The 22,774-nt window shown below is 71.0% G+C and carries 21 protein-coding genes; 16 read left to right on the plus strand and 5 right to left on the minus strand.

Annotated features, from left to right (window positions below; translation table 11 throughout):
• Window positions 1–9 precede the first annotated feature (9 nt).
• The 5 genes from ACFXKZ_RS11880 to ACFXKZ_RS11900 all read left to right on the plus strand — a co-directional run bounded on the left by ACFXKZ_RS11880 (window position 10) and on the right by ACFXKZ_RS11900 (window position 4,796).
• Window positions 10–828 (plus strand): phosphatase, encoded by an 819-nt coding sequence (locus tag ACFXKZ_RS11880; protein ID WP_379999127.1) that lies wholly within the window; start codon window positions 10–12, stop codon window positions 826–828.
• 146 nt (window positions 829–974) lie between these two features.
• Window positions 975–1,178: a helix-turn-helix domain-containing protein gene (locus tag ACFXKZ_RS11885; RefSeq protein ID WP_020549639.1), complete on the plus strand. Its 204-nt coding sequence runs from the start codon at window positions 975–977 to the stop codon at window positions 1,176–1,178.
• Window positions 1,179–1,297: 119 nt separating this feature from the next.
• The gene (locus ACFXKZ_RS11890) at window positions 1,298–1,396 is read left to right on the plus strand and encodes a 30S ribosomal protein bS22 (protein WP_012854759.1); all 99 of its coding nucleotides are present in this window, start codon (window positions 1,298–1,300) and stop codon (window positions 1,394–1,396) included.
• A gap of 1,182 nt (window positions 1,397–2,578) precedes the next feature.
• Window positions 2,579–3,613, plus strand: coding sequence for an NAD-dependent epimerase/dehydratase family protein (locus ACFXKZ_RS11895; protein ID WP_379999129.1), 1,035 nt, complete (start codon window positions 2,579–2,581; stop codon window positions 3,611–3,613).
• Entirely contained in the window at window positions 3,606–4,796 is a 1,191-nt protein-coding gene (locus ACFXKZ_RS11900) for a 1-acyl-sn-glycerol-3-phosphate acyltransferase (RefSeq protein ID WP_379999131.1), read from the plus strand. Before ACFXKZ_RS11895 ends, ACFXKZ_RS11900 begins: the two co-directional genes overlap by 8 nt.
• Before the next feature lie 93 nt (window positions 4,797–4,889).
• Here the strand turns inward: ACFXKZ_RS11900 and ACFXKZ_RS11905 are convergent, their stop codons facing one another.
• The 3 genes from ACFXKZ_RS11905 to ACFXKZ_RS11915 form a co-directional block, all read right to left on the minus strand.
• Window positions 4,890–6,122 carry a DUF5667 domain-containing protein gene (locus ACFXKZ_RS11905; RefSeq protein ID WP_379999133.1) on the minus strand — a complete coding sequence of 411 codons (1,233 nt, stop codon included), beginning with the start codon at window positions 6,120–6,122 and terminating at the stop codon, window positions 4,890–4,892.
• 145 nt (window positions 6,123–6,267) lie between these two features.
• Window positions 6,268–7,053 (minus strand): ECF subfamily RNA polymerase sigma factor, BldN family, encoded by a 786-nt coding sequence (locus ACFXKZ_RS11910; RefSeq protein WP_379999135.1) that lies wholly within the window; start codon window positions 7,051–7,053, stop codon window positions 6,268–6,270.
• Window positions 7,054–7,363: 310 nt separating this feature from the next.
• A complete protein-coding gene (locus tag ACFXKZ_RS11915; protein WP_379999137.1) occupies window positions 7,364–8,269 on the minus strand; it encodes an HAD family hydrolase in 906 nt (301 codons plus the stop codon).
• A gap of 141 nt (window positions 8,270–8,410) precedes the next feature.
• On the opposite strand from ACFXKZ_RS11915, the gene ACFXKZ_RS11920 reads away from it, so the two are divergent.
• From ACFXKZ_RS11920 to ACFXKZ_RS11960, 9 genes are all read left to right on the plus strand, one after another.
• A complete protein-coding gene (locus tag ACFXKZ_RS11920) occupies window positions 8,411–8,680 on the plus strand; it encodes a glutaredoxin family protein (protein WP_379999139.1) in 270 nt (89 codons plus the stop codon).
• A 301-nt stretch (window positions 8,681–8,981) separates the two neighbouring features.
• Entirely contained in the window at window positions 8,982–9,725 is a 744-nt protein-coding gene (locus ACFXKZ_RS11925) for a redox-sensing transcriptional repressor Rex (protein ID WP_078976624.1), read from the plus strand.
• A gap of 58 nt (window positions 9,726–9,783) precedes the next feature.
• Window positions 9,784–11,112: a glutamyl-tRNA reductase gene (locus ACFXKZ_RS11930; RefSeq protein ID WP_379999141.1), complete on the plus strand. Its 1,329-nt coding sequence runs from the start codon at window positions 9,784–9,786 to the stop codon at window positions 11,110–11,112.
• On the plus strand, window positions 11,109–12,041 hold the full coding sequence (gene hemC, locus ACFXKZ_RS11935; RefSeq protein ID WP_379999143.1) for a hydroxymethylbilane synthase: 933 nt from the start codon (window positions 11,109–11,111) through the stop codon (window positions 12,039–12,041). Before ACFXKZ_RS11930 ends, hemC begins: the two co-directional genes overlap by 4 nt.
• On the plus strand, window positions 12,038–13,645 hold the full coding sequence (locus tag ACFXKZ_RS11940; RefSeq protein ID WP_379999145.1) for a uroporphyrinogen-III synthase: 1,608 nt from the start codon (window positions 12,038–12,040) through the stop codon (window positions 13,643–13,645). Before hemC ends, ACFXKZ_RS11940 begins: the two co-directional genes overlap by 4 nt.
• A gap of 70 nt (window positions 13,646–13,715) precedes the next feature.
• Entirely contained in the window at window positions 13,716–14,714 is a 999-nt protein-coding gene (gene hemB / locus ACFXKZ_RS11945) for a porphobilinogen synthase (protein ID WP_379999147.1), read from the plus strand.
• A 127-nt stretch (window positions 14,715–14,841) separates the two neighbouring features.
• Window positions 14,842–15,459, plus strand: a complete 618-nt coding sequence (locus ACFXKZ_RS11950; RefSeq protein WP_379999149.1) for a Uma2 family endonuclease — start codon at window positions 14,842–14,844, stop codon at window positions 15,457–15,459.
• Between the two features lie 1,280 nt (window positions 15,460–16,739).
• The gene (locus ACFXKZ_RS11955; RefSeq protein ID WP_379999151.1) at window positions 16,740–17,171 is read left to right on the plus strand and encodes a DUF4260 family protein; all 432 of its coding nucleotides are present in this window, start codon (window positions 16,740–16,742) and stop codon (window positions 17,169–17,171) included.
• Window positions 17,164–17,742 (plus strand): TetR/AcrR family transcriptional regulator, encoded by a 579-nt coding sequence (locus ACFXKZ_RS11960; RefSeq protein ID WP_379999153.1) that lies wholly within the window; start codon window positions 17,164–17,166, stop codon window positions 17,740–17,742. The genes ACFXKZ_RS11955 and ACFXKZ_RS11960 overlap by 8 nt, the downstream gene beginning before the upstream one ends.
• Before the next feature lie 739 nt (window positions 17,743–18,481).
• On the opposite strand, the gene ACFXKZ_RS11965 is transcribed toward ACFXKZ_RS11960, so the two are convergent.
• Entirely contained in the window at window positions 18,482–18,856 is a 375-nt protein-coding gene (locus ACFXKZ_RS11965; protein WP_379999155.1) for a Rieske (2Fe-2S) protein, read from the minus strand.
• A 221-nt stretch (window positions 18,857–19,077) separates the two neighbouring features.
• Between ACFXKZ_RS11965 and ACFXKZ_RS11970 the strand changes: the two genes are divergently transcribed.
• On the plus strand, window positions 19,078–20,640 hold the full coding sequence (locus ACFXKZ_RS11970) for a class I adenylate-forming enzyme family protein (protein ID WP_379999157.1): 1,563 nt from the start codon (window positions 19,078–19,080) through the stop codon (window positions 20,638–20,640).
• Between the two features lie 77 nt (window positions 20,641–20,717).
• On the opposite strand, the gene ACFXKZ_RS11975 is transcribed toward ACFXKZ_RS11970, so the two are convergent.
• Entirely contained in the window at window positions 20,718–21,332 is a 615-nt protein-coding gene (locus ACFXKZ_RS11975; RefSeq protein WP_379999159.1) for an isochorismatase family protein, read from the minus strand.
• 98 nt (window positions 21,333–21,430) lie between these two features.
• On the opposite strand from ACFXKZ_RS11975, the gene ACFXKZ_RS11980 reads away from it, so the two are divergent.
• Window positions 21,431–22,702, plus strand: a complete 1,272-nt coding sequence (locus tag ACFXKZ_RS11980; RefSeq protein ID WP_379999161.1) for an amidohydrolase family protein — start codon at window positions 21,431–21,433, stop codon at window positions 22,700–22,702.
• The last annotated feature ends 72 nt before the right edge of the window (window positions 22,703–22,774 follow it).

Consider the following 22,774-nt stretch of genomic DNA (forward strand, 5'->3'; position numbering starts at 1 on the left):
GAGCTGTGCGTGACCGTTGCGGTTCCCACCCCCTCGGAGCTTCGCTCCCATCTCGTGCGCGGCCGGATCGCCGGCGACGTGGCGACCACGAGGGAGAACAACCTCCGGCACTACCGACTGATGAGCGAGCGGCATCCCGGCCATCTGTTCGGCCTGGAGCCGGACGGTCGGTGGACCGCGGACGACGTACTCGCGCTGATGGCGCGCCGTTGCGGAGTGGTGGCCGACCCGGCCCACCGCAGCGGGCAGGACACCATCGACCCGGACCTGACCGTGGCCGCGCTGGACGCGTACGCGGACCGGATCGCGCTCGCCGCCGAGCGTCGTGAGCGGGTGATCGTGGCCACGGGCCACCCGAACGGGCTAGGCGATTGGTACCGCACGCTGGCGCGCGTGTTGCGCGAGGCGGGGTGTACGCTCCTGCGCCCCGCCGCCGGGTGGAGCTATCGCACGCCCACGGCCGAGGGTGGGCACAGTCGCGCGATCCGGTATCGGGGCGACGTGGCGATGGTGGTGGACGACGCGGGAGATTTCCGACACACCCACTCCGCGCGCGGGATCCGGGCGATGCTGGCCGAGCTGGCGGCCGGGTCCGAGCCGCTGCCGGATCTGCTGATCGGCGACCACGGCTGGGCCGGAGGCGCAGGTCAGGCGGGGGTTGCGGCGATCGGCCTCGCGGATTGCAACGACCCCGCGCTGTTCGTGGCGGCCGAGGAGGGGCGGGTCGAGGTGGTCGTCCCGCTGGACGACAACGTGGCGCCACACCTGTACGAGCCGGTCATGGCGTACGTGCTCGATCGGTCCGGACTGTCCGGAATCGATCGGTAAAGCAGCCTGATGGGCGATTCAGGTGGGATAACTACTCCTCTTCCCCACTGGTACCACACGCCACTACTCTGGAGGGACGCACGTGCGTGTGGCAGTCGCCGGAGGGGAAGCCGGCGCCCGACGCGTGCTGAATGGTTCGGTGCGTCATGGCTTCTGGAGAGAGGCCTCTCAACGAGGTCAACTTCTTGACTGTGGCCGAGGTGGCCGCGGTGATGCGGGTGTCCAAGATGACGGTGTATCGCCTGGTCCACAGTGGCGAGATGCCGGCCATCAGGGTTGGTCGGTCCTTCCGAGTTCCGGAGCAGGCCGTCCACGACTACCTGCGAGACTCCTACGTGGAAACAGCGTAGGGGGGCATTACGGACCGCCTCGTTTAGAGGTGGGCCGGGGCGGCGAGTAGGCTGACCCCCAGTTGTGCGGGCTGATCCGGCTCCGCGCGGTAGAAACGTCACGTGAGCGAGGGTTGTCGGTGGGCTCTGTCATCAAGAAGCGTCGCAAGCGCATGGCGAAGAAGAAGCACCGCAAGCTTCTCAAGAAGACGCGTGTGCAGCGTCGCAACAAGAAGTAGGCATCCCACCGGCTTGCGCCGCTGAAGCCTTGGGCGACCGCCCGCCGCGCTCCCGAAACGGGGGCGCGACGGGCGGTCGCCGTGCGTTCGGGCGCGGGTGCGCGCGGGGGGATGGACGCGCCAGGTTCGCGCCCCGGCCGCCGCGCCCCGGGGCCGGGCCCGGCGCCTTGGCCCTGGCGCCTCGGGTCCGGTGCTCCGGGACCCGAGGCTCGGCTCCGACGCTTCGCGCTCGGGCCCCGGGTTCGAAGGCTTGGGTTCGAAGGCTCGGGTTCCACTCTCCGAGTCCGCTCTGAGTCCGCCGCCCCGGGTCCACGCCCGGGGCCCAGCGCCCCGAGTTCGTGCCCTCGGGTTCGGCGCCCCGAGTTCGTGCCCTCGGGTTCGGCGCCCTGGGTTCGCGCCCGAACCCGCGCTCCGAACCTGTGCCCTGGGTTCGCGTCCCGGGCCGGCGCTCCGGCCCCACGCTCCGAGCTCCGGCCCCGCGCCCCTGGCCCGCGCCCTGGGCCTATCCTCCGAGCCCGTGCTCCGGCCGTCCCGCGCCCCTCGCCCGCGTCCCGGCCCCCCGCGCCCCCGGCCCGCACCCTGGGCCCGCGCTCCGGCCGTCCCGCGCTCCGGCCCCGAGCCCCGGGCCGGCGCTTCGAGCCCGCTCCGGCACCGAGCCCCGAGCCTGCGTCCCGGCCCCGAGCCCCGGGCCGGCGCTTTGAGCCCGCTTCGGCCCCGCGCCCCGAGCCTGCGTCCCGGCCCCGGCCCCCGGCCCGCGCCTTGGGCTTGCGCTCCGAGCCCGCGCTCCGGCTCCGCGTCCCGGCCCCGCGCCCCGGGCCGGCGCTTCGAGCCTGCGCTCCGGCTCGCGCCCTGGGCCCGTGCTCCGGCCGTCCCGCGCTTCGGGCCGGTGCTTTGCGCTCGGGCTCGCGCTCTGAGCTCGGGTTTCGGGTTCGGGTTTCGGGTTTGGGGTTTGGGTTTGGGCTTTGGGGTGGGGGTTGGAGGTGCGGGGTTTGGGGTTTGGGGTTTGGGGCCGGGTTGTGGGGGTGGGGTTTGTGAATGGCTTGTTAATGGGTGGCCCGGTGGGGGTTGGTGGGGCGTGCGTACGGTTACGTTGGGAGCTGGTGGCTCGGGGTGCGCCTACCGTAGGGGTCCGAGTGTGTCGTGGATTTGGTGCGGGCCGGGTTGGGTTGGGGAGGGCGCAGGATGGGGCGTGTCGTCCTGGTTACCGGGGTTGCCGGTGATCCTGGGGCCGGGTTTGTGCGGATGATCCGTGACGAACCCGATGTCGACCGGGTGATCGGGGTCGACATGGTGGCGCCCGTTTCGGAGCCGGCCGGTGTGGACTTCGTACTCGCCGATATTCGCAACCCGATGATCGCCAAGGTGGTCGCCTCGGCCGCCGTGGACACCGTGGTGCACCTGAGCCCCAGTGAGCTGCCGCCGATTCGGGGCGGAGCGGTCTCGATCAAGGAGACCAACGTCATCGGCACCATGCAGCTGCTCGCCGCGTGCCAGAAGGCGCCGTCGATCCGCCGTCTGGTGGTGCGCTCGACCACCGCCGTCTACGGCGGTTCGCCGCGCGACCCCGCGCTGTTCGCGGAGGACACCGAACCGCGCGTGCAGCCCTCGGCCGGCTGGGCCAAGGACGCCGTCGAGATAGAGGGCTACGTGCGCGGCTTCGCCCGGCGTCGGCCGGATGTCGCCGTCACCGTGTTGCGGTTCGCGCCGCTGCTGGGGCCGCGTACCGACTCGCCGATGGGCGCCTACTTCGCGCTGCCGGTGTTGCCCACGCTGCTCGGCTACGACCCGCGCCTGCAGTTCGTGCACGAGGACGACCTGCGCGAGGCGCTGCGGATCGCGATGCTCGCCGATCGGCCGGGCACGTACAACATCGCCGCCGAGGGTGTGCTGTTCCTGTCCCAGGCCGCGCGCCGATTGGGCCGACCGGTGGTGCCGTTCCCGGCGGCGGCGGTGGGTCTGGTCAACCAGGGTTTGCGGCGCGCGGGTTCGGTGCACCTGTCCGCCGAGCAGGTACGCCTGCTCACCCACGGGCGCGTGGTGGACCCCGCGCGGGCCCGGGAGAAATTGGGCTTCGTCGCGGCCAGGAGCACGGCCGAGACGTTCGCCGACTACGCCGAGGGTCGTCGTTCGACCGGCCTGCTCGACCCGAGGCGCCTGGCCCAGGTGCCCGATCGACTCGCCGACCTGCTGCTCACCAGGAGGAACCCCGATGGGTGAGGCCCGCATCATTCCCTTCGACGGCGCCACTTCCGGAGCGCGCCCGCCCGCGCCCCGGTCGGGGCGTCGGCCCACCCGGACCGCGCGTGCGGTCCGGGTACCCGAGCCGGTCGAGGGTGAGGTGCCGGTGCGATCGATCGAGGCGCGACCGGGTCGAAAGCGGGCGGAATCCGCGCAACCGGCCGAGCCGGGGCCGGCGGAGACGGGATCGGCGGACCCGGACGCATCCGAGGTGGGGCCCCGGCGCGCGCCGGGATCCGGGCGCTCGTTGTTCGGGTCGCTCGCGGGCGCGATCGGCGGGGTGGTGGGTGGCGCCGCCGCCGGACTCCTCGACGGCGTGGCCGGACCTGGCTGGGAGGATCGCGCCGCCGACGGACTGGCCTTCCTGCGCCGCCGGATCACCGGTGAGTACGAGGTGGACGAGTTCGGCTTCGATCCCGAACTCAACGACAAGCTGATGGCCGCGCTGCGGGTGGTCTACGAGCAGTACTTCCGGATCGAGGTCAGCGGCCTGGAGCACATTCCGGCCGAGGGTGGTGCGCTGATCGTGGCCAACCACTCCGGCACGCTGCCGGTGGACGCGCTGATGACGCAGGTGGCGGTGCACGACCACCACCCCGCTCGGCGCAATCTGCGGCTGCTCGCCGCCGACCTGGTCTTCCAACTGCCGCTGGTGGGCTCGGTGGCGCGCAAGAGCGGACACACCCTCGCCTGCCACGCCGACGCCGAACGGCTGCTCGGCAAGGGCGAGTTGGTCGGCGTGTGGCCCGAGGGCTACAAGGGCCTGGGTAAGCCGTTCGCGGAGCGGTACAAGCTTCAGCGCTTCGGGCGCGGCGGCTTCGTGTCGGCGGCGCTGCGCACCGGTGTGCCGATCGTGCCGTGCTCGATCGTGGGCGCCGAGGAGATCTACCCGATGGTCGGCAACGCGCGTACTCTCGCGCGCCTGCTCAACCTGCCCTACTTCCCGATCACCCCGACCTTCCCGCTGCTCGGCCCGCTCGGCCTGGTGCCGCTGCCGACGCGGTGGCGGATCGAGTTCGGCGCGCCGATCCACACCGACGCGTATCCGGAGGAGGCGGCGGACGACCCGATGGTCGTGTTCAACCTGACCGACGAGGTGCGCGAGACCATCCAGCACACGATCTACCGACTGCTGATGCAGCGGCGGTCGGTCTTCTTCTAGATCGGGTCCGGCTCGGGTTCCGGAACCCGGAACACGAAGGCGGCGCGTGGACGGTGGTCCGCGCGCCGCCTTCGGTGTTGCCCACCGGCGCCGTCAGCTGTGTGGCTCCTCCTCGGCGGGGCCGAGCAGGTTGAGCCCGATGCCCGGCAGGCCGGGCAGCAGGGGCGGGAGGATCTGACCCTTGGGCGTCTTCGCCGGGGCCGGGGTGCCCCCGGAGCCGTCGGACCGGTCGGAGGGGTTTGCCGCCGGAGGGCCGCCGAGCAGCGGGATGTTCAGCCCCGGGAGCAGGCCGCCGTCCTGCTGCGGCTGCTGTCGCGGTGCGGCACCGCCCGTCGTGGTCGAGCCGCCCTGCGACGGTGCGCCATTGGTCGCGCCGCCACCCAGGCCCGGGAGCCTGGGGACGAGCGGCACGCCGCCGGTGCCCGGTGCGCCGCCCGGGGCGGTACCGGGCGCGGCCGGTGCGCCGTCGGTGTGCCCACCGGTGCCGGGCTTCGCCGAACTCCGGCCGGGAGTGCCCGCGATCGGGGCGACCTGCTCGTTGATCGCGGTGAGCAGCGTGCGGACCCGGTCCCGCTCGGAGTGCAGCTCCGGCGGGAGTCGGTCGCCGATCCGCTCCATGCGCTCGTTGCCGGAGCGGGCGAAGTCGGCCAGGTTGCGCATCGACCCGTCGCTGCCGCTCTTGCGGAAGTGGTCGGTGAGCAGCGCACGGCCCTTGTCGGCCTCGTCGCGCCAGTCGTCGAGCACCTGCCGCAGATGCCGCACGGTGTCCTTGTCGGGGCTTCGCCCGGCCCGCCTGAGCAGCCGTTCGGCCTCGCCCATCCGGGTGTCGGCCTGTTGCAGGTAACGCTCGCCGCGTTCGTGGTCGTTGTCGGCGAGCGAGATCTTGAAGTCTTCGACCGTGCGCTTGACGCCGTAGGTCAGGTCGCCGGGCAGCGCGTCGGAGCTGGCGTAGGCCACCCCGCCGAGACCGCCGCCGGTCACCACCACGAACGCGCCGGCGATCGCCGCCCGCCGCCGCCAGCGCACGGTGCGCGGCGGGGCCTGCGACTCCCGGCGGCGATGTGCGCCGCGCGGTGCCGGCACGGTGGCCGCACCCTCGGTCGCGGGCAGCGCCGCGGCCTCGTCCAGCAACCGTTGCCGGAGCGCGGTGCGAAAGTCCGCGCTCGGTACGGGTGCCGCCGAGGACCGCTCGCGCAGCATCTCGGCGGTCCGCAGCAGCGGTACCAGCGCGGGCAGAGGCTCCGCCGATCGGTTGTCGCGGTCGTTCTCGTCGAGGGCTCGCGCGAAGGCGCTCGCGGGTCGCCGATCCAGGGCCGCAATGCTCACAGGCCGCACCTCCTCTCCCCGGATGTCCGTCCAGGGAAGTCTCCGGGTCGGGGGCCACAGGGCGGCTCCCCGCCGCAACGATCCCCGAAGGGGGTCGCTATCGGGGAGAACGAGCCGCGGACCCCGAAGGTTACGGAAGTGTGATTCACCGCACGTCCTCGGGCAAGAGACGGGCGAGCGTCCGTACGGCGCGGTACTGCAACGTCTTGATCGCCCCCTCGTTCTTACCCATGATCTGTGCGGTCTCCGCGACCGATAGACCCTGCAGGAAGCGCAGGGTCACGCATTCCTGTTGCTGGGGGTTGAGCTTGTGCACGGCGTCGAGCAGGGCCGCGTTGGACAACGATTCCAGGACGCAGTCCTCGGGGCTGGACTCGACCTCGTTGGCGTCGAGCATCTCCCCGGTGGTGACCTCCAGGCGGAACCGGCTGGACTTGAAGTGGTCGGCGACCAGGTTGCGCGCGATGGTCACCAGCCAGGCGCCGAAGTCGCGACCCTGCCAGGTGAAGGTGCCGATCCGGCGCAGCGCGCGCAGGAAGGTCTCGCTGGTCAGGTCCTCGGCGACGGCGCGACCGCCGACCCGGTAGTAGATGTACCGGTAGACGGTGTCGAAGTAGTTGTCGTAGAGCTGGGCGAACGCGTCGCCGTCGCCGTCCTGGGCGAGTTCGACGAGGGCCATGATGCGGCGGGCCTCGCCGTCCGGACCCGGGCCCCGGGTGTAGCCGGAGCCTCGGGTGGGACGGGTCGGTTCGGTGGTGCCGGCGCGCGCCGCGAGGGCGAGACCCACCGGCCCGGCCGAAGTCGCGCGACTGACACCGGCGCCGTAACCGGCTGTGGCGGCGAAACCGACGGACGGGGGGGCAAAGCTCGCGCACACCGCCGCACGCAGTGTCGCCAGCCCGGACACGTCAACCCGGACGATTCGGTGCACGGGACTCCCTGTTGCTTCAGCGGTAATTACGTTCGGTGCGGAATCGATCACCCATAGTAGGGAACTTGGATACCGCTGTGCGCCGATCGAGAATAACGCTTAGTAAAGGAAGGGATACCAAGTGTGCCCATCGGCGTTGTGAAGCTACCGGGATCGACCGCTGATGTGTGCTCTTTGCGTGTTTGTCGGGTTGTCGCGTGTCAGGTGTGCTATATGCGGACAACTCGCCGCTGGTCGGGCGGCGCCGGGCAGCCCGAACGGACCCCCTTGCCGCAGGTCGCGGGGGGTGTGTGGGGCCGGGGTCGGGTGCTCAGATCCGGGTCGGCACCCGCCGCCGAACGGCGGTTCCGGCGGCCACCGCGCCCGCGACGGCGCCGATCCCGGCGGCGGCCGGCAGGCCGATCCGGGCGGCCTTGCGACCGGTGCGGTAGTCCTTCACGCGCCAGCCGTGCGCCCGGGCGTGGCGGCGCAGTCGGGCGTCCGGATTGACCGCGCAGGGATCGCCCACCAGGGTCAACATCGGTATGTCGTTGGCCGAGTCGCTGTAGGCCGAGCAGTCGCCCAGGTTCAGCCCCTCGCGGGCGGCGAGCGCGCGGACCGCCTCCGCCTTGGCCTCGCCGTGCAGCAGTTCGCCGACCAGGCGGCCGGTGTACACGCCGGCGCGGGTCTCGGGCACGGTGCCGAGCGCACCGGTCAGGCCCAGTCGGCCGGCGATGGTGTCGGCGATCTCGATCGGCGCGGCGGTGACCAGCCAGACCTGGCGGCCCGCGTCCAGGTGCATCTGGGCCAGCGCCCGGGTGCCCGGCCAGATCTTGTCCGCCATGCACTCGTCGAAGATCTCCTCGCCGATCGCCCGGATCTCCTCGACCGTGTGCCCCTTGGCGAAGGACAGCGCGCTCTCCTGCGCGTCGCCCACGTGCCCCATGTGCTCCCCGCCGAGCCGGAACCTGGCCTGCTGCCAGCCGAACCGGGCGATGTCGCGGGTGGTCAGGAACCGGCGTGCGTACAGGCCCCGGGCCAGATGGAAGATCGACGCTCCCTGCATGACGGTGTTGTCCAGGTCGAAGAACGCGGCGCCGATCCGGGCGGGCGCATCGGCCTCGCCCGGGGCGCGTGCCGGGGCGCTCGCCTGCGCCGCGGCCGCCGCCGCCTCGCCCGCCCGCACGGCGTTGTCGTGGTTGTTCTCGGTCCTCGATCGCCGGCGCAAGAAAACCATGGTGTCGAGCCTAGTAGGCCCGTATTGCGCTCGTGTGGCGCCGGTCTTGCGGGTGCGCGCCCCATCGGTGAAGCGCCGCCCACGCCCTGGGGTCGGGAGGTGGTCTCCCGGTCGGCCCGCGGTGGGGCGACAATCGAGGACGTGAATCCTTTCCGCCGCCGCCCCGACGCCGCGACCCGCTCCGTGACGCTGTTGAGCAAGCCCGGCTGTCACCTGTGTGACGACGCCCGGGTCGTGATCGAACGGGTGACCGCGGAGCTGGGAGTGACCTGGACCGAAGTCGACATCACGCAGGACGCGGACCTCCGGCACAAGTACTGGGAGCAGATCCCGGTGACCCTGGTGGACGGCGAACAGCACGATTTCTGGCGGGTCGACGAGCGGCGGCTGCGCAAGGCGCTCGGCGGCTGAGTCGGTCCGAGGCGGGTCCGCGTCGATCCGATGCGGTCACGGTCGGTCGTCCGCCGGTGGAGGGGGCCGACCGGGGGACGAATCGCCGACACGTACGGTGGGGAGGTGGATGCGATCGGTCACCACGACTACGCACGGGCCATGCTCGAGTCACCTCATGTGATCGAGTTCACGCCCGACTTCGGAACCAAGGCGTGACGAGCATCACGACAGGCGCGCAAATCGGACACCTACTTTGTGCGTACGTTCACAAAAGCCTAACCTGGCAATCGAAATCCCAGGTCCCACCCACAGGAGCAGCGTGGCTACAGGGCGTACCGAGCGACCGGCGCAGCGGGGACGTGGCATCCCCGAGGCGACGGTGGCGCGGCTTCCGCTGTACCTCCGGGCGCTCAGTGCGCTGTCGGAGCGGGGTGTTCCCACGGTCTCGTCCGAGGAACTCGCCGCTGCCGCCGGGGTGAATTCGGCGAAGTTGCGCAAGGACCTGTCGTATCTCGGCTCCTACGGCACCCGCGGGGTCGGTTACGACGTCGAGTATCTCGTGTACCAAATCTCGCGTGAACTCGGGCTCACCCAAGACTGGCCGGTCGCCATCATCGGCATAGGAAATCTGGGTCACGCCCTCGCCAACTACGGCGGGTTCGCCTCGCGCGGCTTCCGGGTCGCGGCCCTGCTCGACGCCGATCGGGCGGTCACCGGGCAGCGGATCGCGGGCATGGCGGTGCGGCACATGGACGACCTCGAGCAGATCGTGCGCGAGGACCACGTGTCGATCGGCGTGATCACCACGCCGGCACCGGCCGCGCAGGAGGTGGCCGATCGACTGGTCGCCGCCGGCATCACGAGCATCCTGAACTTCGCGCCCACCGTGCTCTCGGTGCCCGAAGGGGTGGACGTGCGCAAGGTGGATCTGTCCATCGAGTTGCAGATCCTGGCCTTCCACGAACAGCGCAAGTCCGGTCTCGACCCCGTCGCGGGGCCGGTCCCGGCGCGACCCTCGAAGCCCGGGGAACGCGGCGACCTCCCCGAGGTGATGCCCGCGTGACCGGCTGTCGCACGGGTATCGCGCCCGCGAACACGGCGATCAACGGTAGGAAGACACCATGAGTGTCCTGGCGGTCGGCCTCAGCCACCGAACGGCCGAGGTCGGTCTCCTGGAGCGGGTCTCGGTGACCGGGACGGCCCAGGAGGCGCTTCTGCACGACCTGGTGGCGGCCGAGCCGGTCGGCGAGGCGGTGCTGCTGTCGACCTGCAACCGGGTCGAGGTCTACGCGGACGTGGACCGCTTCCACGGTGGCGTCACCGAACTGGGCAACCTGCTGTCGCGGCACACCGGGGTGCCGGTGTCCGAGCTGACCCCGTGCCTGTACGTGCACTACGAGGACCGCGCGGTCCAGCACCTGTTCTCGGTCGCCTGCGGGCTCGACTCGATGGTGGTCGGCGAGGGGCAGATCCTCGGCCAGATAAAGGCCGCGCTCGCGCTCGCGCAGACCCACGGCACCGCCGGGCGGGTCCTGAACGAGTTGACCCAGCAGGCGCTGCGGGTCGGCAAGCGGGCCCACGCCGAGACCGGGATCGACCAGGCCGGTCGGTCGCTGATGACCGTCGGGCTGGCGCAGGCCGAGTTGTCGATGGGCCCGATCGGCGGAAGCCGGGCGCTGGTGGTGGGCGCGGGCTCGATGAGCGCGCTGGCCGCCAAGACGCTGCACCGCGAGGGCGTGGGCCACATCGTGGTCGCGAACCGCACCTACGCGCGTGCCGAACACCTGGCCGAGGCGGTCTCGGGCCGCGCGGTGCCGATGTCGGCGATGCCCGAGGCGCTGGGCTCGGTGGACCTGGTGGTCTCCTGCACCGGCGCGGCCGGCCTGGTGATCGGTCGGGACGAGATCGAGGCCGTGCTCGCCGCGCGGCGCGAGCGTGGGGTCGAGCAGCCGTTGGTGCTGATCGACCTGGCGCTGCCGCGCGACATCGACCCCGGCGTGCGCGAGCTCGACGGTGTGGTGCTGATCGACCTGGAACTGCTCGCCGAGGTCTCCGCCGGTACGGCCGGCGAGGCCGACGTGGAACTGGTGCGCAAGATCGTCTGCGAGGAGGTCGCGGCGTTCGCGACCGCGCGGCAGGCGCAGCAGGTCGCGCCGACCGTGGTCGCGCTGCGCAGCATGGGCTCGGACGTGGTCCGGGCCGAACTGGAGCGGCTGGTCGGCCGGGTGCCGGAGATGGACGAGCGGGTGCGCGCCGAGGTCGAGCAGACCGTACGGCGCGTGGTGGACAAGCTGCTGCACGCGCCGACCGTGCGGGTCAAGCAGTTGGCCGGCGAGCCCGCCGGTTCGTCGTACGCCGACGCGCTGCGGATGTTGTTCGATCTCGACCCGGGCACCCCCGAGGTGGTCCGCCGGGCCGACACCCCCGACAGCGTGGAAGGTGTGGCGTGAGCGAGGCACCGTTGCGACTGGGCACCAGGCGAAGCGCCCTGGCGATGGCCCAGTCGGGTCATGTCGCCCAGGCCGTCACGCGCCTGACCGGCCGCGCCGTCGAACTGGTGGAGATCACCACCCAGGGCGACGTCTCGCGCGAGCACCTGACCCGGATCGGCGGCACGGGCGTGTTCGTCAACGCGCTGCGCGACGCGCTGCGCGCCGGCGAGGTCGACTTCGTCGTGCACTCGCTCAAGGACCTGCCCACCGGCGAGCCCGAGGGCATCACCCTCGCGGCCGTCCCGCAGCGGCACGATCCGCGCGATGTGCTGGTGGCCCGGGACGGGCTCGCGTTGGCCGAATTGCCGGCCGGATCCCGGATCGGGACCGGCTCGCCGCGCCGTGCCGCGCAGTTGCGACTGCTCGGCCTCGGCCACGAGATCCTGCCGATCCGCGGCAACGTCGACACCCGGGTCGGCTACGTACGCTCGGGCAAGCTCGACGGCGTCGTCCTGGCCAGGGCCGGTCTCGGCCGCCTGGGCCGTGCGGAGGAGGTCACCGAGACCTTCGATCCGCTCCACATGCTGCCTGCCCCCGGTCAAGGGGCATTGGCCGTCGAGTGCGCGGCACACGATGCCGCCCTCGTCGAACTGCTCGCCGGTTTGGACGACTCGGACACCCGAGCCGCCGTACTGGCCGAGCGCACGCTGCTCGCCGTCCTCGAAGCCGGATGTTCGGCTCCGGTCGGCGCCCTCTGCGAGGTCGCCGAAGGCGAGCAGGTCACCGAGCTGTACCTGCGGGCCGTAGTCGCGAATGTCGACGGCACCGACAGCGTACGGTTGTCCGCCACCGGAACCCTCGACGAGGCGGAGAAGATCGGGCGCGAACTCGCGGCCGAACTCCTCGCCCGAGGGGCCTCCGGTTTGATGGGGGAGCGCGTCCCTTGAGCCCCAGAGCGAAGAAGAAGCCCAGCGGCATCGTGACCTTCGTGGGTGCCGGTCCCGGCGACCCGCGACTGCTCACACTGCGGGCCATCGAGGTGCTGGCAGAGGCCGACGTGGTGGTCGCCGACGAGGCGACGCTGCGCCAGGTCCTGTTCCACTGCAAGAGCGGGGTCGAGGTCCTGGACCCGGTGACCGGCGACGACGGGGAACTCCTGTCCGCCGTGGCCCGGGCCAAGGTCGTGGTGGCCGCCGCGCGATCGGGCAGGCAGGTGGTCCGGGCCGTGGCCGGCGACCCGTGCGTGGACCAGTCGGTCATCGACGAGGTCACCGCGGTCGCGAAGGCGAAGATCGTCTTCGAGGTCGTGCCGGGTGTGCCGGTCAGCACGGCCGTGCCCACCTACGCGGGTATCCCGCTGCACCCGACCAAGGGCAGCGGCGGTGTGCGCGTGCTGGACATGGCCGAGGGCACGATCGACTGGGCCACGGTCGGCTCCGTCGAGGGAACCCTGGTGCTGCGCGGCGCGCTGGACTCGATCGCCGAGATCGCCCAGGAGCTGGTCGCGGGCGGGCGCAAGCCGGCCACGCCGGTCGCGGTCACGATCAACGGCACCACCACCGAGCAGCGCACCCTGGTGAGCACGCTCGCCCAAGTCGCCTCGGACGTGCGGGCCGCGAAGATCACGCTGCCGGCCGTCGTGGTCGTCGGCGAGGTGGTCGCACAACGCGACACTCTGTCGTGGTTCGAGACCAAACCGCTGTTCGGGTGGAGGGTGCTGGTCCCGCGGACCAAGGAGCAGGCGGTCACGCTCTCCGAGCAGCTGCGCTCGTACGGCGCGGTGCCGCACGAGGTGCCGACCATCGCGGTCGAGCCCCCGCGCACGCCGCAGCAGATGGAGCGGGCGATCAAGGGCCTGGTGACCGGCCGCTACGAGTGGATCGCGTTCACGTCGGTCAACGCCGTGCGCGCGGTGCGCGAGCGGTTCGAGGACTACGGCCTGGACGCGCGTGCCTTCGCGGGCATCAAGGTGGCGGCCGTGGGCGAGGCGACCGCGCGGGCGCTGGTCGAGTTCGGCGTCAAGCCGGACCTGGTGCCCTCGGGTGAGCAGTCGGCCGCGGGGTTGCTGGAGGACTGGCCGCCGTACGACCCCGTCTTCGACCCGATCGACCGGGTGTTCCTGCCGCGCGCCGACATCGCCACCGAGACCCTGGTGGCCGGTCTGGTCGAGCTGGGCTGGGAGGTCGACGACGTCACGGCGTACCGCACGGTGCGCGCGGCGCCGCCGCCGGCGGACACCCGCGAGGCGATCAAGGGCGGCGGCTTCGACGCGGTCCTGTTCACGTCGTCCTCGACGGTGCGCAACCTGGTCGGCATCGCGGGCAAGCCGCACGCGGTGACGGTGATCGCGTGTATCGGCTCGGCCACGGCGAAGACCGCCGAGGAGCACGGGCTGCGCGTGGACGTGCTGGCGCCCGAGCCGTCGGTGGCCGCCCTGGCCGAGGCGTTGGCGGAGTTCGGTACGGCGCGACGGGCCGCGATGATCGAGGCGGGCGACCCGGTCACCCGACCGAGTGAGCGGCGGCCGGGGTCGCGGCGCAAGGCGAAGTAATCGCAGTACTCGTGGTGAATCCGCCGGCTGTGGTGGTTTCGGCGGATCGGTGAGAAAGGCCGATTGGCTCATGTCGTACCAGGCTGACGCATCGTCAGGGTTTCCCGCGCACCGTCCTCGGCGGTTGCGCACGTCCCCGGCGATGCGCCGGCTGGTCGCGGAGACCCGGCTGCATCCCGCCGACCTGATCCTGCCGCTGTTCGTGCGCGAGGGCGCGAGCGAGCCGGTGCCGATCTCGTCGATGCCGGGCGTGGTCCAGCACACCCGCGACTCGCTGCGCAAGGCCGCGCACGACGCGGTCGCGGCGGGCGTCGGCGGGCTGATGTTGTTCGGCATCCCGTCGGTCAAGGACGCGGTCGGCTCGGCCGGGTTCGACCCCGAGGGGGTGCTCCAGGTCGCGATCCGCGACGTGGTGGCGGAGGTGGGCGCGGACGCCGTGGTGATGTCCGACCTGTGCCTGGACGAGTTCACCGACCACGGCCATTGCGGCGTGTTGGCGGCCGACGGCTCGGTGGACAACGACGCGACGCTCGAGGCGTACGCGCGGATGGCCGTGGTGCAGGCCGACGCGGGTGTGCACATGGTCGGGCCGAGCGGGATGATGGACGGTCAGGTCGGGGCGATCCGGCGGGCGTTGGACGACGCCGGGTATCTGGACGTGGCGATCCTGGCCTACAGCGCGAAGTACGCGTCGGGGTTCTTCGGTCCGTTCCGCGAGGCGGTCGAGTCGACGCTGCAGGGCGACCGGATGACGTACCAGCAGGACCCGGCCAACTCCGACGAGTCGGTGCGCGAGGTGCTGCTGGACGTGGCCGAGGGCGCGGACCTGGTGATGGTCAAGCCGGCGATGTCGTATCTGGACGTGGTGCGGCGGATCGCGGACGAGGTGCACGTGCCGGTGGCGGCGTACCAGGTCAGCGGCGAGTACGCGATGGTCGAGGCGGCGGCGGCGAACGGCTGGATCGACCGGGATCGGGTGATCCTGGAGACGCTGACGTCGATCAAGCGGGCGGGGGCGGCGTCGATCCTGACGTATTGGGCGACCGAGGTGGCGCGGCGGGTGCGATAGGGGATCACTCGTTCGGGTGGTGGGTGGCCGGGGAGCGTTAGCGCGACTCGGGTGACTCGTAGGGTTGGCGAGAACCTGTCCGCTACCGGCGACCGTGACCCACACTGGGGTGAGGAGGTGTTTCCCGATGGCGATTGCGACGCATGAGCCGATGGTGACTACTTCACCGGCCGGTGACCTCGATGAGCTTCTGTGGCGGGCCTGGAAGGCGTTGACTCTGCCCAAGGGACTCCGCGCCGAGATCATCGAAGGAGCCATCGAGGTGTCTCCCACGGGCTCCCGTCGGCACGCCATGATCGCCAACCGGCTACGACGTGCCTTGGATCGGCACCTCGAAACCGATGTGCTGTCCGCCTTCCAGGACGGCAATGTCCTGGACGGCCGCAAGGTCTACATCCCGGATCTTTTCGTCGCGCCCGACGACTTGGACGAGGCGCCCGACGCCGACGGTCTGGGCGTGGATGTTTCCGGAGTGGTGCTGGTCGCGGAGGTCGTGTCTCCGGGGAGCGAGGCCAGTGATCGCGATCGTCGGCGCAAACGCCGTGCATATGCGCGTGCCGGAATCGAGATCTACGTCATCATCGACGACTTCGACGGCTCCGGGACGGTGACCGTGCTCGCGGATCCCGACTTCCGGAAGGGCGACTACGGATCCACCCTTCACGTCGAACAGGGGACGCCGGTCGCCATTCCCAGCGGCGCGTTGAAGGGCTTCACGATCGGTCCGGAGATCACCGCGCGCTGAGTCGGGGTCAGGGGCGCAGGCGGGTCAGGGCGGCCGGGGGTAGGTGGCGGGCCAGGACGGCCAGGGCTGCGGTGACCTGGGCGAGGACCTGTTCGTCGGTGGTGGCGAGGGCACGGGTGCGGGCGTCCTCGATGCCGGCGGACCGGTTGGGCCGGGCTGGTGGAGCTGGGCCGGCGGGGCTGGGCTGGTGGGGCGTGGGGCGTGGGGTGGCTCGGTGGGGCTGGGTTGGTGGGTCACTCGTATGTGGGATTTTCGGGGGTTCGTTCGGGGTGGGTCGGAAGGGCGGGTCAGCCTTGCGCCATGGCCGACTCTCGGGTTGTGGCGCGGTTCCTGGTGGTGGCGTGTGTGTGCGTGCCGGTTGTCGGGGGCTGCGGTTCGGCGGGGGCCGAGAAGTGTGGGCGGCGGGCGGGTGTCGTGGTCGCGGCCGGTGGGGGTTCGGGCGGGGCGTGGTGTGGGGTGCGGGTCGGGTGGACGGGCGTCGGGTACGCGCCGGCGGGTGCGGGCGGTGGTCGGGGTCGGGGTGACGGAGGGGTGGGGGTACGCGTCGAGGGCGTGGGTAAGCCGCCGACGAAACCGGCGCATCCGCGACCGCCGCGGCCGCCGGCGACCAAGCCCCCGAAGCCGCCTGCGCCGAAGCCGCCGGTGTTGGGGGTGGTGGGGGTGCGGCCGGTGATGACGACGCCGGCGGGGGCGAGGCCGTTGGAGTCGGGGCCGCTGGGGGCGGGGCCGCCGGGGGTGCGGCCGACTGCGTTGCAGGTGGGGTGGCGGGGGTGGGGAAGAGGTCGGTTGGCCGGTTGAGCGTGGGGGCTCGGTGGTGGACTCGGGTGGTGGTTCGGGGGATGGGGTCGGGCGTGCCGTTGCGGATCGGCCGTTCGGGTCGGGGTGGCGGGCCGGGGTGGTGGGTTTGGGCGACGTTGCCGGTGGTGGGCAGAAGGCGGCGGGGTTGGGGCGGCGGCCGTTTGTTGCGTTGGCTGTGGATGCCGGGGTGCAGGGGGAGGTCGGTGTGCCGGGTGGGGTCGGCGAGTCGGTTCGGGCGGGTGGGTCGGCGCGTTCGGTGGTGGGCGGGTTGCGGGTGGGTGGGGCGGTGGGGTGGTCGGTTTTCGGGGTTGTGGTCGGGTTCGTGTTCGTTTTGGGGATTGGGCTCGGGGTCCGAGGGCGGGATTTGGTGGGCCGGCGCTCTTGATGGATGTGGATGCCGCCCGGACTTGACGGCTAATGGTGTTAGCCGGATGATGAACGCAGGCGGCTAACATCGTTAGCCACAGGCGGGTGGAGGCGGCATGAGCACCATCGTGGGCACGGGAATCCGCGGTTCGGCGGCGCTTCGGTGGACGCGGCGCGGCGCGTGGGGCGTACTGGCGCTGTTTTTGGCGGCGTTCGCGGTGTTCGAGAGCGTGAAGTATGGCTTCGCCACTTCTGCGGCGGCGTTGGTGTTCTTCGTACTGCCCGACCTGACCATGTTCGTCGGAGCCGGGGACGCGGTGCGGGACGGCACGCACGAGCGGGGTCGGCTGCAGGCGCGTGCGGTGCCGTTCTACAACGCGTTGCACCGGGCCTGGGTCCCGCTGATCGTGCTGGTCGGCTACTCCGTCGGGCCGATCGAGTGGCCGCCGCTGTTCACCGCCGGTCTCGGCTGGCTCACCCACATCGCGATGGACCGTGCCGCCGGGTACGGACTGCGCACTCCCGAAGGGTTCCGTAAGCATGTCTGACGTTTCGTACGTTTCCGCTCCTCCGGTCGGTGGTCGGGCGCGGGAGATCGTGGCCGCCGCGCGGGAACTCCTGGAGGGGGAGGGGCCGGAGGCGGTGTCGATGCGGCGGATCGCGGAGCGGATCGGGATCAAGGCGCCGTCGTTGTACAAGCACTTCGCGGACAAGTCCGCGGTGGAGAGCGCGTTGATCGCGCAGGCGATGGCGGAATTGGCGGAGACGCTGGAGGCCGCGGAGGCGGCGTCGGACGGGTCGGCGGGGTCGGCCGCGGGGGGTTCGCGGCTGGAACGGATCACGGCGTTGACGGGGGCGTATCGGGCCTACGCGCTTGCGCATCCGGATCTGTATCGGTTGATGAGTGGGCAGCCGTTGGATCGCGCCGCGTTGCCGTCGGGGCTGGAGGAGCGGGCGGCGGCGCCGTTGATGCGGGCGGTGGGGGGCGATCACGACGCTGCGCGGGCCGTGTGGGGGTTTGCGCACGGGATGGTTTCGCTGGAGTTGGCGGGCCGGTTTCCGCCGGGGGCGGACCTCTCGGGGGCGTGGGCCAGGGGCTGCGGGGCCTTTGCGGGGTGAACCCGGGCCTGGCGGCTCCCACGCGCGAGGCGGGCGGGCCCTCCTTGGCCTCAAGCGCCGGCCGGGCTGACGGGGGTCTTGGCCGGTTGTGTGTTGCTTGGCTGGGGTGGCCTCAAACGCCGGCCGGGCTGGGTGGGGTCGGCCGTTGTGGTGCGTCGGCCTTAAGCGGCGGCCGGGTTGGGTGGTTTGGTCGATGTGGTGCATCGCTCGAAGCGCCGGCTGGGCTGATGGGGTTTGTGGCCGGCTGTGTGTTTCCTGAGGCGGCCTGAAGCGCCGGCCGGGCTGGGTGGGTTGGTGTGGTGCATCGGCTTCAAGTGGCGGCCGGGCCGATGGGGCTCGTGGCCGGTTGTGTGTTGGTTGGCTGGGGTGGCCTCAAGTGCCGGCCGGGCTGGGTGGGGTTGGCCGTTGTGGTGCGCCTCACGCGGCGGCCGGGTCGGGTGGCTTGGTCGATGTGGTGCATCGGCTTCAAGCGGTGGCTGATGGGGTTCTTGGCTGGGGTGGGGTGGCTTCAAGTGCCGGCGGGGCTGGGTGGGTTGGGCTGTGTTGTGGATGGGCTTTGAGCGTCGGCTGGGCTGAACGGGGGTCGGCCGGTGTGGTGGATGGGCCTCAAAGCGGCGGCCGGGTTGATTCGGTTTTTGGTTGGCTGTGTGATGTTGGCTTGGGTGGCCTTGGGTTGGGGGCTTTCGACAGGGGGCTGGGTGGCGGGACCTTGGTGGATGTTGGGGGGCCGGGGTTGTTGTCAGGGTTGGTTGGGGCAGGGGGAGGAGTTGGATTTTTTGGTGGGGCGGGGGGATGGGGAGTGGTAGACGAGGTTGTTTTCGGTCCAGGACTTGTATGTGCGTAGTGGGCGGCACTGGACCGGGCCCAGGGAGCGGCCCGTGGCTATTTCGAAGGTGGCCTTGTGGGCCGGGCAGGTGAGGTGTTCGTTGGTCAGGGTGCCTCTGGAGAGGATGGCGCCGGCGTGGGGGCAGCGGTCCTCGAAGACGTGGACCGTGTCGCCGTGGCGCAGGATCGCGACCGGGGGGCTGGTGCCGACTCGGGTCGGGACGCCTTCGGGGAGGCTCGCGAGCGGGCCCAGGCACACCGGTGGGCGCTCCCGGCGGAAGGGTGACATCGTGCCCCCGGGGTTGGCGGTATCGCCCCAGGTTAGGCAGTACGGCCTTGCTTCGCCAGTATGCGATCAAGGTCGCCGAGATCCGGTTGTGATCCGCGTGACCACGCGAAGTCTTTCTTCCCGCAAAGCTTCTGACGTACCGTCAGGTCAATGCCCCGGGGCTTCGGCTTCGCCATGCCCCGGCGACGTACCCCGGCCCCGGCTTCCCGCGCGGAGGACACGTGTCTGACCCGATCTACGACGCCACCACTCTCTGGGAGCTGGTGGAGCGCCGCGCGGCGGCGTCTCCCGATGTACCCATGCTGCTCGACCCGGAGGACCGCAGGGTCACCTTCGGTGGGTTCAAGGCGTGGGCCGAGCGCGTGGCCGCGGGCTTCCACGCGCTCGGCGTCACCGCCGGGACCCGTGTGACCTGGCAGTTGACCACGCGGATCGAGTCCATCGTGGTCTCGTTCGCGCTCGCCCGGCTCGGCGCGGTGCAGAACCCGATCATCCCGTTCTACCGGGAGAAGGAGGTCGGATTCTGTCTGCGGCAGACCGGGGCCGAGTTCTTCCTGTGTCCGCGCGAGTGGAAGGGCTTCGACTTCGTCGGCATGGGCGAGGCGCTGGCCAAGGAGCTGAGCCCGGCGCCACGCGTCATGGTCGCCTACGACGAGCTGCCCGAGGGTGACCCGGCCGACCTGCCGCCCGCGCCGACCGACGGCGACGAGGTGCGCTGGCTCTACTACACCTCCGGGACCACGTCCGACCCGAAGGGCGTCCAGCACAGCGACTCGACCCTGCTCGCGGGCGGCAAGGGGCTGGCCGTCGCGCTGGACATGTCGCCGAGCGACATCGGCTCGATCGCGTTCCCGTACGCGCACATCGCGGGCCCGGACTACATCGTCACCGTGCTCGCCTCGGGCTTCCCGGCGGTGATCGTGGAGAACTTCGACCCGGCGGGCGTGGTGCCGGTGTACAAGCGGCTCGGCGTCACCATGGTCGGCGGCTCGACCGCGTTCTACGTCGCGTTCCTGAACGAGCAGCGCAAGCAGCCCGGCGAGAAGATCATCCCGACCCTGCGGATCGTCTCCGGCGGCGGTGCGCCCAAGCCGCCGGAGCTGGTCGGCGAGGTGCGCGACGAGATGCGGGCGATTCTGTGCCACGGGTACGGGATGACCGAGTCGCCGATGATCGCCCAGGGCGGACCGTACGACTCCGAGGACCAGCGCTCGTACACCGAGGGCAAGCCGGTCAGCGGCATCGAGGTGCGCATCGCGCGGGCGGACGGCTCCGTCGCGGACACCGGTGAGGAGGGTGAGGTCCGGCTGCGCGGGCCGATGGTGTTCAAGGGGTACACCGACCCCGCGCTGACCGCCGACGCGTTCGACGAGGACGGCTTTTTCCGCACCGGCGATCTGGGCCGACTGCGCGCCGACGGGCACCTCTCGCTCACCGGTCGGCTCAAGGACGTGATCATCCGCAAGGGGGAGAACATCTCCGCGCGCGAGATCGAGGACCTGCTGTTCGCCCACCCGAAGGTCGCCGACGCGGCGGTGATCGGCCTGGTCGACCGCGAGCGCGGAGAGCGGGTCTGCGCCGTGGTGGAGCGCCAACCGGGTGAATCCGACCTGGAATTCGCCGAGATGGTCGGCTACCTGCGCGAGGCCGGGCTGATGACGCAGAAGATCCCGGAGCAATTGGAACTGGTCGACGCGCTGCCGCGGAACGAGACGCTGCGCAAGGTGTTGAAGTTCAAGTTGCGCGAGGAGTACGACAAGAAGCCGTGGACGCCCCGGCGCTGACCGCCGATTCGACCTTTCGGGCCACCCCGAACAACTGCTGATGCCCCGTCACCGGATTGGTGACGGGGCATCAGGGGTCAGACCCAGGCGGCCAGTACGGCGTCGACCGTGGTGATCGTCGCGATCGCGTTGAAGGTGTTGGCGAGTACGGCCTCGGCGTATTCGGGGGGGAATCCGGCCACCGCCTCGCGCGGTACGACGAATTGGAATCCCGCGTTCACCGCGTCCATCGCGAAGTTGAGCATGCCGACGTTGAGCGAGACGCCGACGCCCACGACGGTACGCACGCCCAGGTTCCGCAGCACGGCGGCCAGTCCGGTGTCGGCCATCGGGCCGAGCCCGTGGTAGCGGGAAAGCACCAGGTCGGAGGGGTGGACGGTGATCCCGTCGGCCACCGCGGCGGCGTCCGAGCCGGGGGCCAGGAGTACCGGCGCCTTGGCCGCGGCGCCGAACATCCGGGCGTTGGTGTTGGCGCCCCGGCCGTCCGGGCGGCGCACCGCCAGGCAGTGCACGACCGGGACTTGGGCCCGGCGGGCGGCCTTGGCAAGCCGATCGACGGCCGGAATCAGCCCCCCGGTGTGCGCGGTCAGCGCGGGGAACACCGCCTGCGTGCCGATCACTCCGTTCTGGCATTCCTGGGTGATCAACGCGGTGTGTCCGGGGTCGATCAGTTCTTCGAGACGCAGGGCCATCCGTGATTCTCCTGACGTTGAGTCAGCTTGTGGTTCCCTCCGCCCAGAGATTACGCTAAATCTGACGGTCCATCAGATTTAGTGAGCGGGAGGGGCCGATGAGCACCAACCAGCCCGGGCAGGCTGCCACGCAGTCCGGAAACTCCTTCGGTGAACTGCCGAAGATCATCAGCGTCGATGACCATGTCATCGAGCCGGCACACCTGTTCGAGCGCTGGTTGCCGAAGAAGTACCACGAGCGCGGCCCGAAGCCGGTCACCACGGGCATCGGTCAGCTGGAGTACACCGGGGCGAGTTACAAGATCACCACCGATCCCAACGGCCCACCGGCCGACTGGTGGTTCTACGAGGATCTGCGCTTTCCGTACAAGCGCAACATCGCGGCCGTCGGCTTCAGCCGGGACGAAATGACCCTCGAAGGCATCACGCGCGGCGAGATGCGCCCCGGACTGTACGACCCGGCCGAGCGGCTGAAGGACATGGACGTCAACCATGTCGAGGCCTCGCTGTGTTTCCCGACCTTCCCGCGCTTCTGCGGCCAGACCTTCTCGGAGGCCGCGGACAAGGAGGTCGCGCTCGCGTGCGTGCGCGCCTACAACGACTGGATGGTCGAGGAGTGGTGCGGCGACTCCGGCGGGCGGCTCATCCCGCTGATCATCATCCCGCTGTGGGACGTGCAGCTCGCCGTCGAGGAGATCAAGCGCAATCGGGCGCGCGGGGTCACCGCCGTGTGCTTCTCGGAGATCCCGGCCTTCCTCGGCCTGCCGAGCATCCACACCGGCTACTGGGACCCGTTCTTCGAGACCTGCGCCGACCTGGGCGTGACGATCAACATGCACATCGGCTCGTCCTCGACGATGCCGGCCGCCTCGCCGGACGCGCCCGCGGCGGTCCAGGCGTCGCTGAGCTTCAACAACGCGATGGCCTCGATGGCCGACTTCATCTTCGCGGGCATCCCGGCCCGGTTCCCGAAGATCAAGCTGGCCTACTCCGAGGGGCAGATGGGCTGGATCCCGTACGCCCTGGAGCGCATGGACGACGTGTGGCTGGAGCACCGGGCCTGGGCGGTCACCGGTGAGGTGTTGCCCGAGGCGCCGTCGTACTACTTCCGGCGGAACATGTTCGCCTGCTTCTTCCGGGACCGGCACGGGGTCAACTCGCTCGATGTGATCGGCGAGGACAACGTCACGTTCGAGACCGACTACCCGCACGTCGACTCCACGTGGCCGCACACGAAGAAGATCGCCGAGGAGCATCTGGCGGGGCTGGGGGCGGAGACCGTTTACAAGATCATCCGAGGTAATGCGATTCGGATGCTCGATCTCGATTTCGATCGGGATCGGGGTCGGGTGGGTGCGGCGGGGGCTTGAGGCACCTGATTGCCGCGGGGTGCTGTGGGTCGCTGCGGGCTGTTGCGCGCTGCTGCGGGTCGCTGCGGTCGC

Source organism: Embleya sp. NPDC059237 (genome assembly GCF_042754105.1).
Taxonomy (GTDB): Bacteria; Actinomycetota; Actinomycetes; order Streptomycetales; family Streptomycetaceae; genus Embleya.

Coding starts and splice junctions, on each gene's coding strand:
- ACFXKZ_RS11885 (WP_020549639.1), top strand. CDS start 975: ATGGCTTCTGGAGAGAGGCCTCTCAACGAGGTCAACTTCTTGACTGTG.
- ACFXKZ_RS11895 (WP_379999129.1), top strand. CDS start 2,579: ATGGGGCGTGTCGTCCTGGTTACCGGGGTTGCCGGTGATCCTGGGGCC.
- ACFXKZ_RS11900 (WP_379999131.1), top strand. CDS start 3,606: ATGGGTGAGGCCCGCATCATTCCCTTCGACGGCGCCACTTCCGGAGCG.
- ACFXKZ_RS11915 (WP_379999137.1), bottom strand. CDS start 8,269: ATGGTTTTCTTGCGCCGGCGATCGAGGACCGAGAACAACCACGACAAC.
- ACFXKZ_RS11930 (WP_379999141.1), top strand. CDS start 9,784: ATGAGTGTCCTGGCGGTCGGCCTCAGCCACCGAACGGCCGAGGTCGGT.
- hemB (WP_379999147.1), top strand. CDS start 13,716: ATGTCGTACCAGGCTGACGCATCGTCAGGGTTTCCCGCGCACCGTCCT.
- ACFXKZ_RS11950 (WP_379999149.1), top strand. CDS start 14,842: ATGGCGATTGCGACGCATGAGCCGATGGTGACTACTTCACCGGCCGGT.
- ACFXKZ_RS11955 (WP_379999151.1), top strand. CDS start 16,740: ATGAGCACCATCGTGGGCACGGGAATCCGCGGTTCGGCGGCGCTTCGG.
- ACFXKZ_RS11960 (WP_379999153.1), top strand. CDS start 17,164: ATGTCTGACGTTTCGTACGTTTCCGCTCCTCCGGTCGGTGGTCGGGCG.
- ACFXKZ_RS11965 (WP_379999155.1), bottom strand. CDS start 18,856: ATGTCACCCTTCCGCCGGGAGCGCCCACCGGTGTGCCTGGGCCCGCTC.
- ACFXKZ_RS11975 (WP_379999159.1), bottom strand. CDS start 21,332: ATGGCCCTGCGTCTCGAAGAACTGATCGACCCCGGACACACCGCGTTG.
- ACFXKZ_RS11980 (WP_379999161.1), top strand. CDS start 21,431: ATGAGCACCAACCAGCCCGGGCAGGCTGCCACGCAGTCCGGAAACTCC.